The 21,385-nt window shown below is 68.2% G+C and carries 10 protein-coding genes; 6 read left to right on the top strand and 4 right to left on the bottom strand.

Translation table 11 applies throughout. From position 1 onward, the window contains the following. The first annotated feature begins 32 nt into the window (after positions 1 to 32). The 4 genes from DAT37_RS40875 (at position 33) to DAT37_RS40890 (ending at position 5,240) form a co-directional block, all read left to right on the top strand. A complete protein-coding gene (locus DAT37_RS40875; RefSeq protein WP_109530304.1) occupies positions 33 to 1,310 on the top strand; it encodes an MFS transporter in 1,278 nt (425 codons plus the stop codon). Continuing rightward, positions 1,307 to 2,308: a methyltransferase gene (locus tag DAT37_RS40880; protein ID WP_198654686.1), complete on the top strand. Its 1,002-nt coding sequence runs from the start codon at positions 1,307 to 1,309 to the stop codon at positions 2,306 to 2,308. The genes DAT37_RS40875 and DAT37_RS40880 overlap by 4 nt, the downstream gene beginning before the upstream one ends. Before the next feature lie 180 nt (positions 2,309 to 2,488). After that, positions 2,489 to 4,042 carry an acyl-CoA carboxylase subunit beta gene (locus DAT37_RS40885; RefSeq protein ID WP_109530386.1) on the top strand — a complete coding sequence of 518 codons (1,554 nt, stop codon included), beginning with the start codon at positions 2,489 to 2,491 and terminating at the stop codon, positions 4,040 to 4,042. A 157-nt stretch (positions 4,043 to 4,199) separates the two neighbouring features. Further along, the gene (locus DAT37_RS40890; protein WP_109530306.1) at positions 4,200 to 5,240 is read left to right on the top strand and encodes a hypothetical protein; all 1,041 of its coding nucleotides are present in this window, start codon (positions 4,200 to 4,202) and stop codon (positions 5,238 to 5,240) included. A gap of 107 nt (positions 5,241 to 5,347) precedes the next feature. Here the strand turns inward: DAT37_RS40890 and DAT37_RS40895 are convergent, their stop codons facing one another. The 3 genes from DAT37_RS40895 to DAT37_RS40905 form a co-directional block, all read right to left on the bottom strand. After that, a complete protein-coding gene (locus DAT37_RS40895; protein ID WP_157978961.1) occupies positions 5,348 to 9,355 on the bottom strand; it encodes an nSTAND1 domain-containing NTPase in 4,008 nt (1,335 codons plus the stop codon). 223 nt (positions 9,356 to 9,578) lie between these two features. Further along, the gene (locus tag DAT37_RS40900; protein ID WP_109530308.1) at positions 9,579 to 10,532 is read right to left on the bottom strand and encodes an alpha/beta hydrolase; all 954 of its coding nucleotides are present in this window, start codon (positions 10,530 to 10,532) and stop codon (positions 9,579 to 9,581) included. A gap of 48 nt (positions 10,533 to 10,580) precedes the next feature. Next, positions 10,581 to 11,057 carry a GyrI-like domain-containing protein gene (locus DAT37_RS40905; RefSeq protein ID WP_198654687.1) on the bottom strand — a complete coding sequence of 159 codons (477 nt, stop codon included), beginning with the start codon at positions 11,055 to 11,057 and terminating at the stop codon, positions 10,581 to 10,583. 366 nt (positions 11,058 to 11,423) lie between these two features. Between DAT37_RS40905 and DAT37_RS40910 the strand changes: the two genes are divergently transcribed. Then, positions 11,424 to 12,437: an alpha/beta hydrolase gene (locus tag DAT37_RS40910; protein ID WP_109530309.1), complete on the top strand. Its 1,014-nt coding sequence runs from the start codon at positions 11,424 to 11,426 to the stop codon at positions 12,435 to 12,437. 25 nt (positions 12,438 to 12,462) lie between these two features. Here the strand turns inward: DAT37_RS40910 and DAT37_RS40915 are convergent, their stop codons facing one another. Then, positions 12,463 to 14,718 carry an MMPL family transporter gene (locus tag DAT37_RS40915; protein ID WP_109530310.1) on the bottom strand — a complete coding sequence of 752 codons (2,256 nt, stop codon included), beginning with the start codon at positions 14,716 to 14,718 and terminating at the stop codon, positions 12,463 to 12,465. Positions 14,719 to 14,982: 264 nt separating this feature from the next. Between DAT37_RS40915 and DAT37_RS40920 the strand changes: the two genes are divergently transcribed. Beyond that, complete coding sequence (locus tag DAT37_RS40920) at positions 14,983 to 21,384, top strand: type I polyketide synthase (RefSeq protein ID WP_109530311.1); 6,402 nt, start codon at positions 14,983 to 14,985, stop codon at positions 21,382 to 21,384. The last annotated feature ends 1 nt before the right edge of the window (position 21,385 follow it).

Genomic DNA, 21,385 nt, shown 5'->3' on the forward strand with positions numbered 1-21,385 from the left:
TCACATCAATGTGAAGGTTCGAGCATACGAAAATGGTCGAACACACAGACAGCCCGAGCAGTCCGGGGGTCGGCGCACAGCTGCCGATCGCGGCGTTGCTCGCCCTGACCACCGCCGCCTTCCTCACGGTGTTGACCGAGGCCCTGCCCGCGGGGGTGCTGCCGGGAATGAGCGCCGACCTGGACGTCAGCGAATCGGCGACCGGACAATTGGTGACGGTCTACGCCATCGGCACCGCCGCCACGGCGATCCCGCTGTCGATCGCGACGGCCGGATGGCGGCGCAAACGACTGCTGCTGGCCGGGGTGATCGGCTTCCTCGTCGCGAATACGGTGACCGCGGTCTCGCCGGTGTTCACCCTCACCCTCGCCGCCAGATTCGTCGCCGGGGTCGGCGCGGGCATCGTGTGGGCACTGCTGGCGGGCTACGCGGTCCGCATGGCTCCGAAAGCATTGCAGGGCAAGGCGATCGCGATCGTCATGGCGGGTATTCCGCTGGCGTTGTCGCTGGGGATTCCGGTCGGGACCTTCCTCGGCGACGCACTCGGCTGGCAGGTCGCCTTCGGGGTGATGTCGGTGATCGCGGTGGTGCTGATCGGCTGGATCACGGTGACCGTGCCCGACTTCGACGGGCCGGGCCGCGCGGGCCGGATCCCCCTCGTCGCCACCGCGAAGGTGCCCGGAGTGGGCGCGGTGCTGTTCGTGACCCTGACGTTCGTGCTGGCCCACAACATCCTCTACACCTACGTGTCCACCTTCCTCGAGCAGCGGAGCCTCGGCGACGCGGTCGGCGAAGTACTGCTCGTCTTCGGGATCGCCTCACTGGTGAGCATCTGGTTCGTCGGCGCGCACATCGATCGCCGACTGCGCGTATCGACCATCGCCGCAACGGTTCTGGTCGCCGTGGCGGTCGCGGGTCTGGCCGTGTCCTCCGGCGAGATCGTCCCGGTGTATGTCGCGGCCGCCCTGTGGGGGCTCGGTTGGGGTGGTGTGCCGACCCTGTTGCAGACCGCGGTCGCGATCGCGGGCGGCGAGGCCGCCGACACCGCGTTGGCCATGCTGGTCACGCTGTGGAACGTGGCGATGGCGGGCGGCGGCGTGGTCGGCGGTGTGCTGTTGGACGCCTTCGGGCCCGAGGTGTTTCCGTGGACCGTCCTGGCACTGCTCATCCCGACACTCGTCGTGGTCATCGCCGCCAGAGCCCACGGCTTCGCGGACCGGCGCCTACTCGAGGCTGCCGCCGAACCCGCGCTCGCCGAACAGGATTCGGTTCGAGACGAATGCGCCGGACGTGCCACCCTCGACAGGTGAACGAGCACAACCCTGTCGCCGCGATCCGAAACCTCGCGGGCCTGGCCACACCGATGGCGTTGCGGGTCGCGGTGACCCTCGGCCTGCCGGACCGGCTGCGCGGTGACGGCGCCACCGTCGACCGCGTCGCGCACGAACTGGACGTGGCACCGGTGGCGCTGCACCTGCTGCTCGGCCACCTCGAAACCCTCGGGATCGTCGAGGGCACATCCACCGGCTACCGGACCACCGACTACGGCGCGACACTGTGCGCCGACGCCGACAACGGCCTGACCAACTTCCTGCACCTGGACATGGCGGGCGGACGAGCCGAGCTGGCCTTCGTCGAACTCCTGCACAGTGTCACCACCGGCGAGGCGGGCTACTCGCGGCGCTACGGGCGGGATTTCTGGGCCGACCTCACCCGGTATCCGCACCTGCGCGAGTCGTTCGACCGGCAGATGACCCACCGATTCCGAGACCAGATCCCGCGGATCGTCACCGGCTACGACTGGGACCGCTTCTCCACCATCGTCGACGTCGGCGGCGGTCACGGCAGCCTGCTCGCCGCGATCCTTGCCGCCCATCCGCGGATTCGCGGCCACCTGATCGACCTGGAACCGACCGTGACCGAGGCGGTCCGGACCCTCATCGCGTACCGGGTGCGGGACCGGGCCCGGGTGAGCGCGCAGAGCTTCTTCGATCCGCTCCCGGCGGGGGCACAGGCGTATCTGCTGTGTGACATTCTCCACGACTGGGACGACGACCACGCGCACCGGATACTCGCGCGCTGTGTCGAGGCCCTCGGTCGCGGCGGCCGCGTTCTCGTCGTCGAACCCGTCGGCGGGCGTCGCGCGAACACCGAATTCGACCTGGCCATGCTCGTGACCTTCGCGGGACGTGAACGCCGCGTCGACGAGTTCCGCGCCCTCGCCGCCGCCCACGGCCTCGTACTCGACGCCGTGGTCGACCTCACCGACCAGCGCTGCCTGCTCGAATTCCGCGCCGTCGGCACCTGACCGGACAACCGATCGGGTCCGAGTGCGGTGCCCCCACTTGTGCCCACATTGTTCGGAACGCGATATCACGCCCTCGATGACTGTGATCTGTCTAGGGCTTCCAGCACGATGACCGAATCTCCGTAAATACCGCTTACCATCGCCAGCAGCACACAGTTGGTCTGGAAGGTGGCAGTAGGCGTGGTCGATACCAAGGCAAAGCTCGATGAACTCGTCAAGATCCTCTCGATCGCAGAGGAGCCAGCGGGTGAGGCCGGTATCGCCAAGCGGGAGAAGAAGGGCGTTCCGAGCGTCCGCCAGCGTCTGAACATGCTGCTCGATCCCGGCACCCTCGTCGAATTCGGCGCGCTGGCTCGCCAGCCCGACCAGCCGGACGCCCTCTACGGTGACGGACTGGTCACCGGACGCGGGATGATCGGGGGTCGCCCGGTGGTGGTGATCGCCCACGATCAGACGGTGTACGGCGGGTCGGTCGGGGTGACCTCGGCCCGCAAATTCATGCGCGCGCTGCAACTCGCGTTCGACAACGCCTGCCCGGTCGTGACCATCAACGATTCCGGTGGCGCGCGCATCCAGGACGCGGTCGGCTCGATCGCGTCGTTCGGCAATATCTCCCGGGTGCTGGAGAAGCTGTCCGGATACGTGCCGCAGGTGTCGATCATTCTCGGCAAATGCGCCGCCGGGTCGGTATACGGACCGATCAACACCGATGTGCTGATCGGAACCAAGGATTCGTACATGTTCGTCACAGGTCCGGACGTGATCAAAGCCGTCAACGGTGAGGACATCACCGCCGAGGCGCTCGGCGGCGCCGAGGTGCAGGCGACTCGCGGCACCCTGCACCACGTGACCGAGACCGAGCAGGAAGCCTACGACTGGGCCCGCAACTACCTCAGTTATATGCCGACGAGCTGCATCGAACAGCCGCCGATCGTCAACCCCGGCCTCGAACCGGAGATCACCGCGAGCGACCGCGAACTCGACTCGATCATCCCGGATTCCGATCGTTCCGGATACGACATGCACGAGATCCTGCTGCGGATCTTCGACGACGGCGAATTCCACGAGATCCGCGCCGCGTTCGCGCCGAATCTGATCACCGGATTCGCCCGGGTCGACGGATATCCGGTCGGCGTGATCGCCAACCAGCCGCTGGTACTCGGCGGTTCCATCGACGCCGCCTGCTCGGACAAGTCGACCTATTTCATCCGGCTCTGCAACGCGTTCAACATCCCGCTGGTGTTCGTCGTCGACACCCCCGGTGTGCTGCCCGGCCTGGAGCAGGAGGCCAACGGCGTGATCATTCGCGGCGGCCGGGTTCCGCGCGCGATCATCGAGGCGACGGTGCCGATCATCAACCTGGTGGTCCGCAAGTCCTACGGCGGCGCCTACGGCATGATGGCCGCCAGGCAGGTCGGCGCCGACGTCAGTTTCGCCTGGCCGACCGCCAGGATCGCGGTGATCGGCGCCGAGAGCGCGGTCGACCTCATCGGCAAGCGACAATTGGCCGCGGTCCCCGAGGAACACCGTGCCGCGGCCCGCGAGTTCATGGTCAACCAGTACAACGAGACGATCGCCACCCCGTGGATCGCCGCCGAACGCGGATACATCGACGCGGTGATCGAACCGTCGACCACCCGTTTGGAGATCCGGCACGCGCTGCGCCTGTTGCGCGACAAGCAGTCGGTCCGGCCGGAATTCAATCCGCGCAAGCACCCCATCTACCCGATGTGATCCTCGGCCGAAGGTCGGCATTCGCACCGGTCGCCGAGGGTGTTTGCGCGCCATCGCGTTCGCGGGCACCATGGCGGTCGCGCGTGCCCGACGGAGGACGGGCGCGCATGGGGGCCGACCGGTCGAGTCCCGTCCGCGACGATCGAGAGGTGCGAGTATGGCCACGGAAGTAGAACTGGTCGGCGATGCGCTGAAGCTACCGGGACAGGTCCGGGTGACATTCATCCGCACCCTGCGACTGCCGGAAACCGGCACCTACCCGTTGCCTCCCGGCCTGGGGTCGTTCCCGCTGCGCCGGGTCGCCGACTATCCCGAGACGGTCCCCGAACAGTGGCGCGAGCGCGGCGGGGTGATGTTGCCGGTGTATCAGCGCGAAGCCATGTGGCTCAGGTTCTCCGCGCACGCCCCGGCGGCGCTCAAGGTCGGCGTCGGGAAGGTGTGCGCGATCTCCGGCAAACCATGGAGCGACACACTCGTCGGCAAACCCCAGAACTATGTCCCCCTGCCGCAGCAGCCGTGGCTGGACGGCATCAATTCGGGGAAGGGCACCGTCCGGCAGTTCGTCGCGATGCCGCTGGGACTCGGCGCCACGGTCGAAGGCCAGGTCACCGGCAGTGAACAGTGGGGTGGCATCCAGGTCGCGGTGCACACCCTCACCGAGACGGCACGTGCCGCGTGGGAGGCCGAACAGCGGGCCCGCTCCGCGCGACCGACCCCGGTCGCCTACGGTGCGGTCCCGCCGCCCGCACCCGCCGGAGCAGCGCCGTCCCCCGCATACAGCGCGGCGCCCGCGCGTCCGGGCTCGGCCCCGACCGCGCGTAAGGCGCGCGCGATGGGACTCGGGGCGGGCGGCACGATGCGCCAGGAGATCTACACCGACCCCCGCCCCGTCACCGACTATCGATCCGAAGCCGACGGACGGATCTTCGTCCACCTCGTCTCGGCGGCCGAATGGCACGAGATCACCGGCGAACCGGCGCCGAGCACCCCCGTGACGGCCCATTCCTACGCCGAACACGGCCTCCCCTGGTTCGACTACTACGACAGCGACGCCGAAGACCTCCCGCCCTCCGACGATCTCGCCGCCGTCCGCCCCACCGGCGATTGGCTGACCGACGAGGGCCACAATCCGGTCCCGGACCAGCCGCTTCCGGTCATACAGTTGGGCGACAAACCGGTCCAGGACGGGAAATGGTGATCGGATCCGGATCGCGTCCGCCGAGTGGACACGCTCGGGCCGCGCGGTGCTGGAGTGCCCGCCGTCGCCGAACACGACGGCGGCGGGCATTTCCGCTCGTCCCACCGCTAATCGCAGGGTGGGTCGTACGGTAATCCCGGTAGGTGGTCACGCCACACCTGCGCGGTCAACACCACCCGGGTGATATCGCAGATCCGGCTGATCGCGGGCGCGGGATCCAGATTCCAATGGTGGGCTTGCGCGCCCGTGCCGACCCCGAACAGGTCGTCGTTGCCGAAGAAGGTCGCCGAGACCCGACTCTGGGAATCCGGGTAGCGCACGACCGCGTGCCGAATCGCTACGGGCGCTGCGGGATCGGAGAAATCCCACAGCCGCACGGAATCTCGCTCGGCGGTGGCCAGCATTCGTCCATCGGCGCTGAAGGACGCCGAGGTGACGTAGGACGTATGACCGGTCAGCGGACCGGCGATCAGGACGGGTCGGCTCGGCTCGCGGGTATCCCAGACCCGCAGGGCGTGATCTTGCCCGACGGTGACCAGCACCGAACCACCCGGCTGCCCGACCATCGAAGCGATGGAAGCGTTCGGTTCCGCCGAAATCGTCCCGCTCACAAGCGGACTCGCCGGATCGGAGACATCCCAGATGGTCACCGGTTGGTTCGTACGCAACACCGCCAGCGACCTGCCGTCGGTTCCGAACTCGAGATCGAGGACGTACTCGTCTCCGGTCAGCAGCGCGGGACCGACCGGGCGTGGTTGCCCGGGATCGGCCACATCCCAGATCTGAACGATGTCGCCTTGGCGGGGATTCTCGACGGACATCGGCCGAATCCCGCCGGTCACCAGATATCTCGAATCGGGAGAGAACTCTGCTGCCACGCCCCATCCCGTACGGTCGCGTGGCAACTCCGAAACCGCACGGATCGCAGCGGGATCGGTGATGTCGAGCAATCGGGTCGAATCGGTGTCGGCATCGACGACCGCGACCGTCCGTCCGTCGGGACTCACCGCGGCCGTACTCGATTGCCCCGGCCGCATGGTGAACCTGCCGACTCGCCGACTCCCCTGCGAATGCGAAATATCCCAGACCTCGATCGCGCCCTCGGTGGCCGCGACCATCCGCCGTCCCGCGGCGTCGAAGATCGGAGCGTAAACCCAGTCGGCATGTTCGGGCAGCACCGTTTCCGGCAACGACCAGACCCGGACGATTCCGTCCGAACCGGCCGTCAGCACCGTCCGGTCGTCGACACCGAATTCGATCGCGCTGACCGACGCGGCGTCCGTGGTCAACGGCGCACCGTACGGCGTCGGCGATACCGGATCGGCGACATTCCACAGCGTGACGTCACCCTGATCGGATCGTGCGGCCAGTATCCTGCCTGCGGCGTCGAACTCCAGCGCGGCTCCCATCACCGGTTCGGTGAAAGGCAGCGGCTCGCCGATCACACGCGGCGCGGCCGGATCGCGGACATCCCACAGCCTGATGACGTCCTGTTCGGCCACCGCGACCAGCGAACCGTCGCGGGTGAATGCCGCCGAGACCGCGTCGTGAGCGGGAACGATCGACGATGTGGCCGGGACTCGTGGATCGGCTACCCGCCAGAGTCGAACGCTGTCCAGTTCGATGCTCAGCACGGTGCGCAGGTCCGGCGCGAAGGCCAAGATGGAGATACTTTCCTTGCCGCGGCTCTCAGCGACCGGGTTGCCGATCAACTTCGGAGCGAACGGATCGGCGATATCCCAGTAGGAGATTCCGTCGTCGGTGTTCGTTGTCGCGAGCGTCCTACCGTCCGAACCGAATTCGACCACGGAGGGATATCCGATCGCCAGCGCGCTCGCGAAGCGCGGATTCGCCGGATCGCGAACATCCCACAGGCGCACGGTGTCATCGGCGGCGGCCGAGGCGAGCACGGTGCCATCGGGAGTGAACCGGACATCGGTGACGAAATCCGTATGCCCGGTGAGCGGTGGACCGACCGCGTGCGGATTTCTCCGATCCGAGAGATCCCAGATCCGTACCGTGTCGTCGTAACCGCCGGACGCGGCGAATTTGCCGTCCGCGCGCAGCGCGACATCGCCCACCGACTCGGTGTGGCCCGCCAGCGGAGTGTTCAGTGGCATGTTCGCGGTATTCACCAGACGTGCGGCGACATCCGGATCCCCCGGCCTGATCCGGTTCGCCACCAGATTCAACTGCGCCGACAGCGACGGGTCGATGGTCTCCAACCGGTCGGCCTCGGCGATGACCGCCGTGAAGACCGCCGCGTCACGCTGTTCCTTCGCCGTGCTGCTCTGCGCGAACGCGACTCCGGCCAACACCAGCGCGACCACCCCGAGCAGTGCCAGGGCGGCCCTCGTCCCCGTAGCACGCCGTTCGGCGCGGCGCCTCGCCGTCTCGGCCGCCCCCAGGAATTCCGCGGCGACCGGTCCGATGGCGCCGTGCCCGGCATGCTCGCGCATCGTCGTCAGACGCGCACCCCGATACAGCAGGGACGAGTCGCGGCCGTTCGCGGCCCAGTCGGACGCATCACCTTGCAGTCGTTGCCTTTCCAGATATCCGACCCGGTCCTCGTCGATCCATCCGCGTAGCCGCGGCCAGGCGTCGAGCACGATTTCGTGGGTGAGGTAGGCCGAGTCGGCGTCGAGGGTGACCAGCCGGGTGCGAGCGAGGACGTCGAGCGCGGTCTCGGCGGCCTCGACGGTCTGACGCACGAGTTCGGCGCGCGCCACCTTGCGGCGGGTGTCACGCGAATCGTCACCGACGGCGACGAGTCCGAGCAGCACCTGCTTGCCGACCGACTGCTGGAATTCCGACAGTTCACCCCACGCCTTCTCCGCGGTCGCCGCGACCGAACCGAGGACACCGCCCACCCTCTGGTAGCCCTCGATCGTCAACCGCGTGCCGTCACGGCACCGCCACACCGCTTCCATCACATGCGAGACCAGCGGCAGCGCCCCGGGATCGTAGCCGCGCCGAACACCGAGGCCGCCGAGCCCGCACAGTTCGCTGATCACCAATTCTTCCAACCCGGTGTCGAGTTTGCAGCCGGCGAGTTCGGCGGGACGGGTGATCGCGGCGGCGAGTTCGTCCAGGCGCATCGGGCCGAGCAGATAGCTGCGGTGTTTGAGACCGTCCGCCAGTACGGGCACGTCGAGGCAGCGCGCGTAGAAGTCGGCCCGGATCGCGATCACCACGGCGGCCGGTTCACGCTCCCCTCGGATCGCGGCATGTTCCAGCGCGGACAGGAAGATCTCGCGTCGGGTCTCGTCGCCGCACAGGGTGAAGAGTTCCTCGAACTGGTCGACGACGAGCAGCCGCCGACGCCCCACGGCCCACCCGGCGATGACCGCGGCCACCGATTCGGCGGAAACCTCATCGATTTCGGTCCCCCGTGGATCACGGGTGGTCTCGGCCGACGCCGCGCCGGGTTCCGGCTCGCCCGCCGAAACGTCCGGTTCCGTTTGCGCGCGTGCGAGGGCGTCGAGCAGTGCGCGCACCGGGTCGACGCCGGGTGTCAGCGCACACACCTCCCAATCCTGTCCCGCGCGAGTCAATTCCGGGATCACTCCGGCCTCGAGCAGCGACGATTTGCCCGCACCGGAAGCGCCGACCAGCACGACGATGCCACCATCGGCGTCGACGGTGCGGCGCACCAACTCGGTGAACTCCCCCGTGGGCCGGGACCGGCCGAAGAACAACTCCGCGTCGCGTCGGCGGTAGGACGTCAACCCCAGGTACGGGCATTCGGACATCTCGGAATCGGGATCCCAATCGTCGGCCGCGGTCCACAACCGCTTCCATTCCTGCATATCCAGCAGCGCCGGGGGCACCGGCCCACTGGATTTACGTGCCTCCCCGATGAGCGTCAGCAGTACGGGAATCAGGGATTCGAACCTGGCGGGAACATTGCGACCACCTTTCCAGTCGCTGATCCGCTGAACCGAGACCGCGCCCTTCTGTCCCGCCGCCCGCGCGCCACGCATCCGCGCCTCGGCCGCCGCTGCCACCCGCCGCAATGTCGGATTGCCCGCCGCCTCGAACAGTGCCGCGAACTGTCGCGAGAACACCGCCCGCGGCGACGGCCGCCACCGTGATTCCGTTGAATTCGTATCCATCCGCCCCTCCTGCGACCACCCCGGAGCGCAACCCCCCGGTTCGCATCGACAGTAGGACGATCACGGCGACAAGGTATCGGCGCGGAGGGATAATCGCAGGTCGTACCCGTCGAATCGGTGTCCGGACCGGATCCGTCACGACACACCGCACGGACGCCGGTGTCGGTGGAGAGCTCACCCGCTCAACGGGATTCGCGGGCGTGCGAAGCCTTCGATCGTCGGCTCAGGAGTCCGGAATGTCGAGGGAGTCGGCCAGTTGCGGCCAGGCGTTGTGGAGGTCGGTTTCCCAGGACGGCCAGGCGTGCAGTCCGGTGGGGCGATAGGCGAAAGTCGCGGGTATTCCGAGTTCGCGTAGGCGTCCCTCGAATTCTCGGGTGCACATGTTCGCACCCCATTCCAGTGGCGCGCCGCCGAAGGTGTCCCCCGGCGAATCCCTCGGGTCGGGTCGACCGGCGCCGACGGTGATCAGCAGGTCGGTGCCGCGCAGGTTCTCGGCCAGTAACAGGGGATCGTGGTCGCGCCACTGCGGATCATCGGATGGCCCCCACATGAGATCGGGGTTGCCGCCTCGGGAGGCGACGGTGAGCCGGATGGACTGCTGCGCGCGCGGATCCGCGGTGGAGGGGCAGCTGCTGAACGCCGCCACGGACCGGTACTCGCCCGGGTGGCGCGCGGCCAGGGTGAGTGCCGCGTGACCCCCCATCGACGTGCCCGCGATAGCCGTTCGGGTGGTATCGACGGCGTAGTTCGCCACCATCGCCCCGGGAAGTTCCTCGGTCAGGAAGGTCTCCCACCGGTTGACCCCGAGTACCGGATCGGGCCGCTGCCAGTCGGTGTAGTAGCTGCCGCGACCGCCGACCGGAAGCGCGACGGTGATGTTCTTGTCGCTGAACCACTGGGCCGCATCGGTTTTGGTGATCCAATCGCTGGTGCGGTTACCGCTGTCGTTCGCGGCGTCGGCGCCGTCGAGCAAGACCAGCACCGCACTTGCCTTCGGCCGCGGGGGCAGCAGGACATCGAGGTGGATATCGTGGCCCATCGCGGCCGAGTACACCGTGAGCGATTCGTGCCGGGGTCCCGGGTCGGCGTGGCCGGTGCCGCCGGACAGCATCGTCGCCGCCGCCAGCGCGACCAGGGCGACCAAGCCGACCGGGCGCGGTCGTGCGCGAACGCTCATCGAATTCTCCTGCCCCGCACGTGTGCTCGTGATACGTGGAACCTTCGGCTATCGGTCGCCGTCGGCGAGGACCAATGGCCAGTTGAGTTCGGTGCGCAGGTCGGCGGGATCGATATCCGGGGCGGGGTCGGTGACGTAGACCTCCCACCGATGCGCGGCGGGCCTCAGATTCTGTTCGGCGAGCCATGCGCCCAACCGATCCCACGCCTCGGCGATGCCGTCGAAACCGCCGAAATGCGTCGTCCGCGCGACCGCGCCGCCGGGTAGGGATCCGGCGACGACGCGGGCCTGGGGAATCACCGGACGCTCGGTCGCGAACCCCACCTCGACGTCGAGCAGGTCGCCGGGCTCGCCTCGGTACAGCCCGAATGCCGGGCTCATGATGGCGCGCTGCTGGGCGGCGATCGTCTGGACCACCGAATGGAACGACACGTCGTAGAAATCTCGCAGCCCCGTCAGCGGGACGACATCGTGGACGACCGCCGTTGTCCACGGTCGTACCGTCACCAGTTGCGGCTCGACCATATTCGCAGTGCAATTCATGCCGACACCCAGATTCTTCCGCTGCGGATGCCCCATTCGGCATCGGTTTCCACGCACGTGCCGACAAGGTGTGCGCCGGTTCCCGGATTTCCGAGACCGAGCATCACCGACGCCGATTCGTCCGTGCGGCGCGCTCACCGACCGAGCGTGCGCTGCACTCGACATACCCGCACTCCCGACGCCTAACCGGCCCGGGTGCCGAGTTCTTCGACCGACGTGCTGGCTCGGGAACCAACGCACGCCACGGCCGATTGGTAACGTCCACAGGATCGCTCCGAAATCGATCGCGCACCCCGCGAATGTTCTTGACTGCGAATCGGAACCGTCCCACCGGGACCAGGAGTCGATATGTCCGAACAGCTTCGGCGCACGAGTGCGGCACTGCTCGCCGCATGCCTTTCTCTGACCTGTGCATGGACGAGCGCGCACGCCGAGCCCGCCGAGGTGCAGGTCTCACGGATCGCGGAGCTGCGAACGGGACCTGGCAGGCAGACCCAACTCGAGGTGTATTCGCCCGCGATGGACCGCACCGTCGACATGACGCTGCTGCGCGCGGCGAACCCCGATTCGCCCGCGCCCACGCTGTATCTGCTCAACGGGTCGAGCGGCGGCACGGACGGCAACTGGCTCGACCGGACCGATCTCACCGATTTCTTCGCCGACGAACAGGTGAACGTCGTGGTGCTGATGGACGGGGCGGGCAGCTATTTCGCCGACTGGCGCGCCGACGACCCGGTCCTGGGCAGGCAGCGTTGGGCCACCTTCCTGACCGAGGAACTGCCACCGATGGTCGACCGGGAGTTCGACGGCACCGGGGCGAACGCCATCGCCGGGGTGTCGATGGCGGGGACAGCCGTGTTCCAGCTCGCACTGGCCGTGCCGGGTTTCTACCGGGCGATCGGCTCCTACAGCGGCTGCGTGCGCACCAGCGACCCCGCCGGCCAGGCCATCGTCCAGACCGTGGTCACCACCCAGCGCGGAACCGTCGCCAATATGTGGGGGCCGCCGGGTGATCCGGCCTGGCGGGCCAACGACCCGTATCTCCAGGCCGACAAGTTGCGCGGCACCGCCGTCTACGTCTCCACCGGAACCGGCCTGCCCGGTCCGAACGAGAATCTCGCGGGCGCGCGCGGCAGTGTGGTCGATCTGCTCTACCAACTCCTGTTCGGGGCCCCGCTGGAAATGGTCGCGAACGCGTGCACGCGACAGTTACGGGACCGGCTCGGTGCGGCGGGAATTCCCGCGACCTTCGATCTCCGGCCGACCGGCACCCATTCCTGGGGCTACTGGCAAGAGGATCTACACAGGTCGTGGCCGATGTTCGAAGCGGCACTGAACCGGCCCGAGGAGAAGCCGAGGTAGCCCGCCTCGACTGTCGTGTCGGGCGCTACCGGAATTCTCCGACGAGTCGCGCCTCGGATTCGATCGCCGACTGTTCGGGTTCGTCCCGGCGCGCCTCCGATTCCGCTCGATCATCGGATTCGCCGCTTCCCCGTTTCGGCTTGTCGCCCCGACCCGCGCGGCGCGCCGACCCAGGTGCCCACCAGGTGGCCTCGCCGAACAGTGTCATGGTCGCGGGCACCAGCACCACGCGCAGGATGGTGGCGTCGATGAACAACGCCGCCACCATGCCGATCGCGATGTACTGCATCATGACCAGTTCCGACAGTGCGAAAGCGCCGCACACCACCAGCAGGACCAGGGCGGCGGCGGTGATGATCCACCCCGTGCGCGCGATGCCGGTGCGCACCGCCTCGGTGGTCGTCGCGCCTTCGGCCCTCGCCTCGACGATGCGGGCCAGCAGGAATACCTGGTAGTCGGTGGACAGCCCATAGATCACCGAGATGATCAGCACCAGAACCAGGGCCATGATCGGCTGCGGTGTGAAATTCAGCAGTCCGGCGCCGTGCCCCTCGACGAAGATCCAGGTCAGGATGCCCAGGGTGGAGCCGAGCCCGAGCAGGTTCAGCAATCCGGCCTGCAACGGCAGTATCAGGGACCCGAAGGCCAGCGCCATGAGCACCGTGGTGATCAGGAAGACCAGCGCGATCATCCACGGCATCCGGTCCAGCAGCGCGTCGACGCTGTCGCGCTCCACCGCGGGTTGACCGCCGACCAGCAGGATCGTCCCTTTCGGCAGCGGCATGGCGCGCAGGTAGTCGATGGTCGGCCCGGCGTCGTGCGCGTCCCGCACGACGGTCGAGGTGGTGAACACGCCCAGCTCCGATTGCGCCTGCACGGCGTCGGGGAACGGCGCTTCCAGCGCGGGAGCGCCGTTCGCCGTGGTCACCACCGCGTCGATATCGGCGGTGTCGCGGGTGATCACAACCAGGTCGATCGGATTGATCCGGCGCAACGGGAAGATCTCGTCGAAATGCTGTTGCGCGGTGCGCGTCGGATGCTCGGGCGGCAGGAAACGTTCGGAGATACCGCCGAAGGCGACGTCGCGTACCGGGGCGATGAGCACGACCAGCAACGCGACCACCGGTACCGCGACCAGGATCGGTCGGCGCATGACCCACCCGGCGACGCGGCCCCACGGATTGTTGCGCTGATCGGTGTCGGCCCGGCGCGCGTGGAACCGGTTGAACCCCAGCCGGTCCACTCGTGGGCCGAGTATCGCCAGCACCGCGGGCAGCACGGTGACCGAGACCGCCGCGGCCAGCGCCACCGTCACCATCGCGCCCAGCGCGAACGAGCGCAGGAATCCCTGCGGGAACAGCAGGATCGCGCCCGAGGCGATCACCACGATCGTCGCGGAGAACATGACGGTGCGGCCCGCGGTCGCCACCGAACGCCGCACCGCGTCGGGCACGTCGCGGCCCGCGGCCAGTTCCTCCCTGAATCTGCTCACGATGAACAGTCCGTAGTCGATGGCCAGACCGAGTCCGATCATCGAAACCACCGGGGAGACGAAGGAATTCACTTCCATGAACGAGGTCAGCAGCCGGACGATCCCCCAGGCGCCGAGCACGGTCAGCCCGCCGACGATCAGGGGCAGCGACGCGGCGACCGCACCGCCGAACAGGAAGAACAGCAGCACCGCCACCGCGGGGATCGCGATCAACTCCATCCGTCGCTGATCGTGGGCCATGGTGTCGTTGAGCGCGAGCGCGACGGGCTGGCCGCCCGCGACCTCCATATCGATGCCGGGTATCGGGAACTCGTCGGCGACGGCGCGGTAGTTGTTCAGCACCGTGGTGTCGTCGTCACCGCGGATGGCGACCGAGGCGAAGGCGTGATCGCCCCGCTCGGTGCCGAAGATATCGGGAACGGCCAGCCCTGTCTCGGTGGTCCAGTAGGTGCCGTTCACCTTCTCGATCCGGTCCGGAAAACGTTGCGGCAGCGCGTTCAGGTGGTCGACGACGGTGGCGGCGAATTCCGGGTCGTCGATGGTCTTGCCGGTCGGCGCGTGGAACAGCAGGATCACGTCGGCGATGTGGTCGTGGCCGAACGCCTCGTCACGTATCTTCGCCGCCCGCGCCGATTCCGACCCCGGGTCGTCCCACCCGCTGACACTCAGGTGCTCGTGTAGTCCGAGGCCGTAGACGCCCAGTGCCATCAGGCCGCCGACCACGGCCGCGACGACGGTGAATCGCCGCCGGACGATCAGATCGATCCAGCCGGTGAACTCCCCGAACAATGCCGCCTCCCAACCGAGAAATCCTGATCTGGCCCAGGTCGCCGGACACTTGAAACATAGGCAACCGCAATTGGTTACACACCACCTGATCGGACAGGTTCGAGATTCCACAATCGAGTCGTTCGCGAATTGTGAAGTGTCCCTGAAGCATGTATCACCCCGTGTGACGGCCGTTACGCTGTGGCCGTCGCCAGCTGCGCAGGCCAAATCACGAGTCGCCGGAAATCGATGGCGCTCAACCCGATCCGGCTCTGGAGGATGTGCATGTCGGATATCGCTATTGTCGGCATAGGGTGCCGATTCGCAGGCGGAATCGAATCTCCCGACACCTTTTGGGAATTCGTCCTGGACAAACGTGACGGCGTGGTCGACATGCCGGCCGATCGTTGGGACTTCCGCCGCTATTACGACCCGGAACCCCGCACACCGGGCCGCAGTTACACCAAACGCGGCGCGTTCATGACCACCGATCCGTGGGCATTCGACCCGGACTTCTTCGGCATCTCGCCGCGTGAGGCCACCGTGCTCGACCCGCAGCAGCGCTTGATGCTCGAGGTCACCTGGGAGGCGCTCGACGACGCGGGGATCGCGCGCCACGCGGCGGGCGGGCCGGTCGGGGTGTACGTGGGCGGTTTCGTGGTCGACCAGTCGGTGATCGGCGTGGTCGGCCCGGCGCTGTTCCACACCGATATGCACACCCCGGCGAGCGCGTCGTACACGATGCTGTCCAACCGGATCGCCTACGCGCTCAACCTGGTCGGCCCCGCGCTCACGGTCGACACCGCGTGCTCGTCATCGCTGGTCGCGTTCCACCTCGCCTGTCAGGCGCTGGAGAACGGCGACTGCGAGGTGGCGATGGCGGGTGGCGTCAATGTGATGCTCCAGCCGGAAACCTTCGTGTTGATGTGCAAGGGCGGCTTCCTGGCCGCCGACGGGCGCTGCAAATCCTTCGATGCCGCCGCCGACGGTTACGGCCGCGGTGAGGGCGCGGGCATGGTGGCGCTGAAGAAACTCGACGACGCGGTGCGCGACGGCGACCGGATCTACGCCGTGGTCAAGGCGACCGGCGCCAACCAGGACGGCCGCACCACCGCGATCACCGTGCCCAACGCCGATTCGCAGGAATCGCTGGCGCGTTCGGTGTGCGCCCGCGCGGGGCTGCCACCGGAGTCGATCACCTACGTCGAGGCGCACGGCACCGGAACCCTGGTCGGCGACCCGGTCGAATTACGTGCGCTCGGAAAGGTTTTCGGTGCTTCGACCGGGCGGTCGGGGTCGCTGGGTGTCGGTTCGGTGAAATCGACACTCGGACACACCGAGGCTGCCGCGGGTATCGCCAGCGTGATCAAGGCGGCACTGGCCATCCGGCACCGCACCATCCCGCCGCAGGGCTGGATCGACAAGCCCAACCCGGATATCCCGTTCGACGAACTCGGCCTGCACGTCCAGTCCGACGCCGAGCCGTTGCCCGCCGACGCCGAGCCGATGACCATCGCGGTGAACGGTTTCGGCTACGGCGGCACCAACGCGCACGCCATCCTGCGGGAGTACCGGCCCACCACGGTCGTCGAACCGGCGTCGGCCCCGAAACACCTGGGTGTGTTGCCGATCTCGGCGCGCGGCACCGGCGCGGCCCGCGCGCTGGCGGGCCGATTCGCCGATCTGATCAGCGCGGGCGCGGACCCGGAGCGGCTCGCCGAAGCGGCGTGGACCCGGATGGCGCATCACCAGTACCGCACCGGCATGCTGCTCGGCGACACCCACGATCTGGTCCACGAACTGCGCGCCTTCGCCGGGGGTGAGGGCCGCGAGGCGGTGCGCACCATCGTGGCACGCACCACCGAGCCGGTCTTCGTCTTCTCGGGGATGGGACCGCAGTGGTGGGGTATGGCGCGCGAACTCCTCACCACCGAAGGCGTTTTCGCCGACACCGCGAATCTGATCGACACCGAGTTCCGCGCGATCGCGGGCTGGTCGATCATCGAGGAGTTGCGCAAACCCGAGGAGCGATCGCGGGTCACCAGTACCGAAGTCGCGCAACCGGCCAATTTCCTGGTGCAGGTGGCGCTGGTGCGCGAACTCGCGCGATACGGCGTCGAGCCCGCGGCCATCGTCGGGCACAGCGTCGGTGAGGTGTCGGCGGCCTATGTCAGCGGCATGCTGTCGCTGCGCGACGCGGTGCTCGTCGCGTATCACCGGGCCAGGTTGCAGGCGAGCACCGCCGGTTCCGGTGGCATGCTCGCCGTCGGCATGTCGCCCGAGCAGGCCCGCGAACTCGTCGCCGACGATCCCCGGGTGGATATCGCCGCGATCAACAGCGCGAGTTCGCTGACCCTGTCCGGCGATGTCGACCGGCTCGACGAGATCGCCGAGAAGCTCACCGAGGACGGTGTTTTCGCGCGCAGACTGCGGGTCGAAGTGCCCTATCACAGCAGGCTGATGGATCCGATACTGGACGAGTTGCGCGCGGTGCTGGCGAGGTTGGAACCCCAGCCGCCGACCGTCCCGCTGTTCTCCTCGGTCACCGGCGAGCAGGTGTTCGGACCGGACTGGGACGCCGAATACTGGTGCGCCAACGTCCGTGAGCCGGTGCGCTTCGCCGATGCGATATCGACACTCGTCGCCGAACGCCGGGTGTTCCTGGAGGTCGGGCCGCACCCGGTGCTGTCGGGCAATATCCGCGAGACCATGCTCGGCGCCGACGTGAACGGCACCACGGTGCCGACCCTGGATCGCAAACAGCCCGACTCGGAGAGCATCAGGCGCACCGTCATCGGCCTGTACGGCGCGGGGGTGCTCGATCTCGACACGCTGTTCCCGGACGATCGACCTGCTGCTCCGCACGTGCCGCTGCCGCGCTACCCGTGGCAGCGGACCCGGCTGCACTCCGCGCTGCCGCTGTTCGAACAGGCCAGACTCGGCAGTCCGGGCGGCTACGCCATGCTCGGTGACCCCGACGTCGAGGGTAGGCCGGACTGGCTGCTCCAGGTGGGCACCCAGCTGCTGCCGTGGCTGGCCGACCACGTCGTCAACGGGATCAAGATCATGCCCGGCGCGGCGTATCTGGACGCGGCACTCAGCGCCACCGCGAAACGACTCGGCGTGGAACGCGTCGCGCTGGAACAGGTCCGCTTCGTCGCGCCGTTGATCATGGGTGCACCGGATGTCCCGCTGGTCGCGCTGACCGTGGAGGAGGCAAGTGGCCGCTTCTCGATCCGGTCCCGCTCGGCCACCGGCACCGCGTGGACGTTGCACGCCTCGGGCCGCACGCTGACCGGCAGTCACAAACAGACGCGGGTCGATGTGCCCGAGATCGAGGTCGGCGTCGATATCGACCCGACGATGTTCTACACCGGCCTCGCCGCGGCGGGTCTGCGGTACGGCCCGTCCTTCCAGCGGGTGCGCAGCGCGCGGGTCGGCCAGGACACCGTGGTCGCCACCGTGGACGGCAGCATCGCCGTGGACTCGGGCCATCTCGCCCATCCCGCCGTGGTCGACGCTGCGATGCAGACCGCGGCGCTGCTGTTCGCCGAATCACGGGTCGACGAAGGCACTCTGGTACCGGTCGGGGTGGCCGCCGTGCGGCTGGTCGCCCCGCTGCCCGAGCGGATCACCGTCGTCGCCCGTCGCGCGCGGGGTGCCCGGCTGCGGGCCGACGTGGATCTGCTCGACGATGATCACAATCTCGTCATGCGGCTGAGCGGTCTACAGATCGGCGCGCTCACACCGGGGCAGGACCCGCTGCGCCGGATGGCCGACTTCTTCTACACCGAGACCATGGAACGGCGTGACCCGCTCGATCCCACGGCACTGCCACGGGATTCGGTGAGTACGGTCGTCCTCGCGCTCGGTGGCGCCGACAGCCGCGCGGAAGCGTTGGCGGAGGCGATCCCCGGTGCCAGGCTGCACCTGGTCGGATTGCCCGGGGAGGAGCCCGCCGCCGGTCTGACCGCGACACTGGAGGCCGCGAAGGCCGACGGTGCGGACCGGTTGCACGTGGTCGTGGTCGCGGGTCGCGTCGAGGACGATATCGCCGCCCTGTGGACCTTGGAGCAGGTCGCGGTCGCCGTCGACGCCTTCGCACATCCGGAGAGCGGCGATCAGGGGGCCGAGAGCGTATTCGGTGACGGCGAATGCCACGTCACCCTGGTGACCGAGCACGCGTTCGCGGTGCCGGAGCATCCGGCGCCGACGAATTCCGGACATGCCGCGCTCGCGGGTGCGCACCGCGTGCTGCTCAACGAGCAGACCGCGCTGCGGTGGCGGCTGATCGACGTCGAATCCGGCACCGAGACAACCGATCTCATCACCGAGCTCGCGGTGCCCGGCGCGTTCTGGACCGACAATTCCGACGAGGTCGCGTTGCGTTCGGGCACCCGCTGGACCCCGCTGCTGACCAAGCCGCTGCCGGATCGACTCGAGGCTCTCGACACCGCCGAGCCGCTGGCCGACGCGGAGGCGAATTTCGGGCTGGAGATGCCGCGCAGCCGGGTGCTGTCCGCGCTCGCGTGGCGGCAGTGCCCGCGCCCCGATCCCGGCTCGGGGCAGATCGAGGTCAGGATGAAGGTCGTCGGGCTGAACTACAAGGACCCGCTCAAGGTCATCGGTCTGCTCGGCGAACGCGAACTGGCCCCGACCTATTTCGGCACCGTGCCCGGCATGGAGGGCGTCGGCGAAGTGGTGCGGGTCGGCGCGGAAGTCACCGATCTCGCGGTCGGCGATCAGGTCGCCATCGCCGCCAAGGGCATGATGCAGCGCTACGTGATCGTCGACCGGGCGCGCGCCATCCCGCTGCCGCCCGACGCCGATCCCGGATACTGCACCAGCACCATCGCTTTCGGCACCGCCGAATACGCGCTGCATGATCTGGCCCGGCTGCAACCGGGTGAGACGGTGCTGATCCACGGGGCCGCGGGCGGCGTGGGCACGGCCGCGATCCAGGTCGCGAAGGATCGCGGGGCGCGCATCATCGGCACCGCGAGTACCGACGAACGTCGCGCGCACGTGCTCGACCTGGGCGCCGACCACGCGATCGACTCGCGCTCGCTGAACTTCGTCGACGATGTACTGGCACTGACCGGCGGCAAAGGCATCGAGGTGGTGCTGAGCAGCGCGCCGGGTGAGATCCTGCGCCAGAACTTCAACGCCGTCGCCGAATTCGGGCGCATCGTCGAAGTGGGCAAGGCCGACATCTACACCGGCGGTCTGCTGGAGCTGGCCAATTTCGACAAGAACGTCGCGTACTTCTCGATGGATCTCGATCGCCTGGTCGCGGTGGACGCCCAACGGCTGATCACGCTCTTGCGACGGGTCTACGAGAAGGTGCTCGCGGGCACCTACCAGCCACTTCCCTATCGACTGTTCGACACCGACGACGTCGCGAGCGCGTTCGAGGAGACCATTCGCTCGACCGGCCTGAGCCGGATCGCCTTGCGGATGGACTCACCGCTGCCGTCTGTGCGTCCCTACTTGGCCGAGGTCGAGATCGATTCGGCCGGAACGTATCTGGTCACCGGCGGATTCGGCGGTTTCGGTATGGCGATCGGTCGGTGGCTGGCGCTGCGCGGAGCGCGGCGGCTGGTGCTGATCGGCCGGGGTGGCGCGAATACCGAGGAGGCGCGGCGGCAACTGGAGGTGTGGCGCGCCGCCGATATCGAGGTGATCGTGGAACGGGCCGACGTCACCGATCCGGCGGCGATCGCCGCGATCGTCGGACGCGCGCATACCGCCGAACATCCCTTGCGCGGGGTGTTCCACGCGGCCGGTTCGGTCGCCGACAATCGCCTGTCCGCGATGACCTTCGAGGAACTCGACGTCGTGTACCGGCCCAAGGTGCACGGGGCAAGGGTCCTGCACCGGGCGGTCGCCGATGCCGGGATCTCGCTGGACATGTTCGTGCTCTGCTCCTCCGGCGGTTCCATGTACGGCATCTACGGCCAGTACAACTACTGCGCGGCCAATGTCGCGGTGGAGACCATGGCCCAGCAATGGGCCGCGGCGGGCGAGCGGGCACTGTGCGTGGGCTGGGGGCACCTGTCCGGCGCCACCGGCGGTATGGCCGCCGACCGGACGGCGGTCAAATACCTCGATCTGGTCGGCTTCGACCCGATCGACATGGCCGACGCCACCGCCTACCTGGAACAGACACTGCGGCTGGGTATTTCGCGCGCGGGCGTCATCCCGACCGACTGGGCCAAACTGACCGGCACCTTTCCGCAGCTCACCCGCACCGGCCGCACGATCGCGCTCGCGCGGGTCTCGGCGAAGGACACCTCGGAACTGGCCGGATTGCGCGCCGAGGTGGCCGCGATCGAGGAGGGCAAACGGGGGGCCTTCGTGGCCCGCAAGATGGCCGAGGAACTCGCCGTGGTCATGGGGGTTCCGGTCGAATCCATCGATATGACGGTCCCCGTCCCCGAATTGGGCCTGGACTCGTTGATGGCGGTGGAACTCGGCGCCCGGGTCACCAAAACCCTGGGCATCGACCTGATGTCGTTGCAGATGGGCCGGTCGTTCAGCCTGGAACAGGCGGGCCCGAAGGTGGCGGAGCTGATCCTCGCGGCGGAATCCGCGAACGGGCGGTCGCTGCCGGACCCGGCCGCCCCGGTCGTGGACGACGCGCGCGACGGCGCGCCCGAACCGGTTCCGGTGGGAGCGACATCGTGAC

The organism is Nocardia aurea, from assembly GCF_003123685.1.
Classification (GTDB): Bacteria; Actinomycetota; Actinomycetes; order Mycobacteriales; family Mycobacteriaceae; genus Nocardia; species Nocardia aurea.

Bases quoted from the DNA above. Each gene is read 5' to 3' on its own strand.
- DAT37_RS40910 (WP_109530309.1), top strand. From the start codon at position 11,424: ATGTCCGAACAGCTTCGGCGCACGAGTGCGGCACTGCTCGCCGCATGC.
- DAT37_RS40920 (WP_109530311.1), top strand. From the start codon at position 14,983: ATGTCGGATATCGCTATTGTCGGCATAGGGTGCCGATTCGCAGGCGGA.
- DAT37_RS40875 (WP_109530304.1), top strand. From the start codon at position 33: ATGGTCGAACACACAGACAGCCCGAGCAGTCCGGGGGTCGGCGCACAG.
- DAT37_RS40905 (WP_198654687.1), bottom strand. From the start codon at position 11,057: ATGGTCGAGCCGCAACTGGTGACGGTACGACCGTGGACAACGGCGGTC.
- DAT37_RS40900 (WP_109530308.1), bottom strand. From the start codon at position 10,532: ATGAGCGTTCGCGCACGACCGCGCCCGGTCGGCTTGGTCGCCCTGGTC.
- DAT37_RS40895 (WP_157978961.1), bottom strand. From the start codon at position 9,355: ATGGATACGAATTCAACGGAATCACGGTGGCGGCCGTCGCCGCGGGCG.
- DAT37_RS40890 (WP_109530306.1), top strand. From the start codon at position 4,200: ATGGCCACGGAAGTAGAACTGGTCGGCGATGCGCTGAAGCTACCGGGA.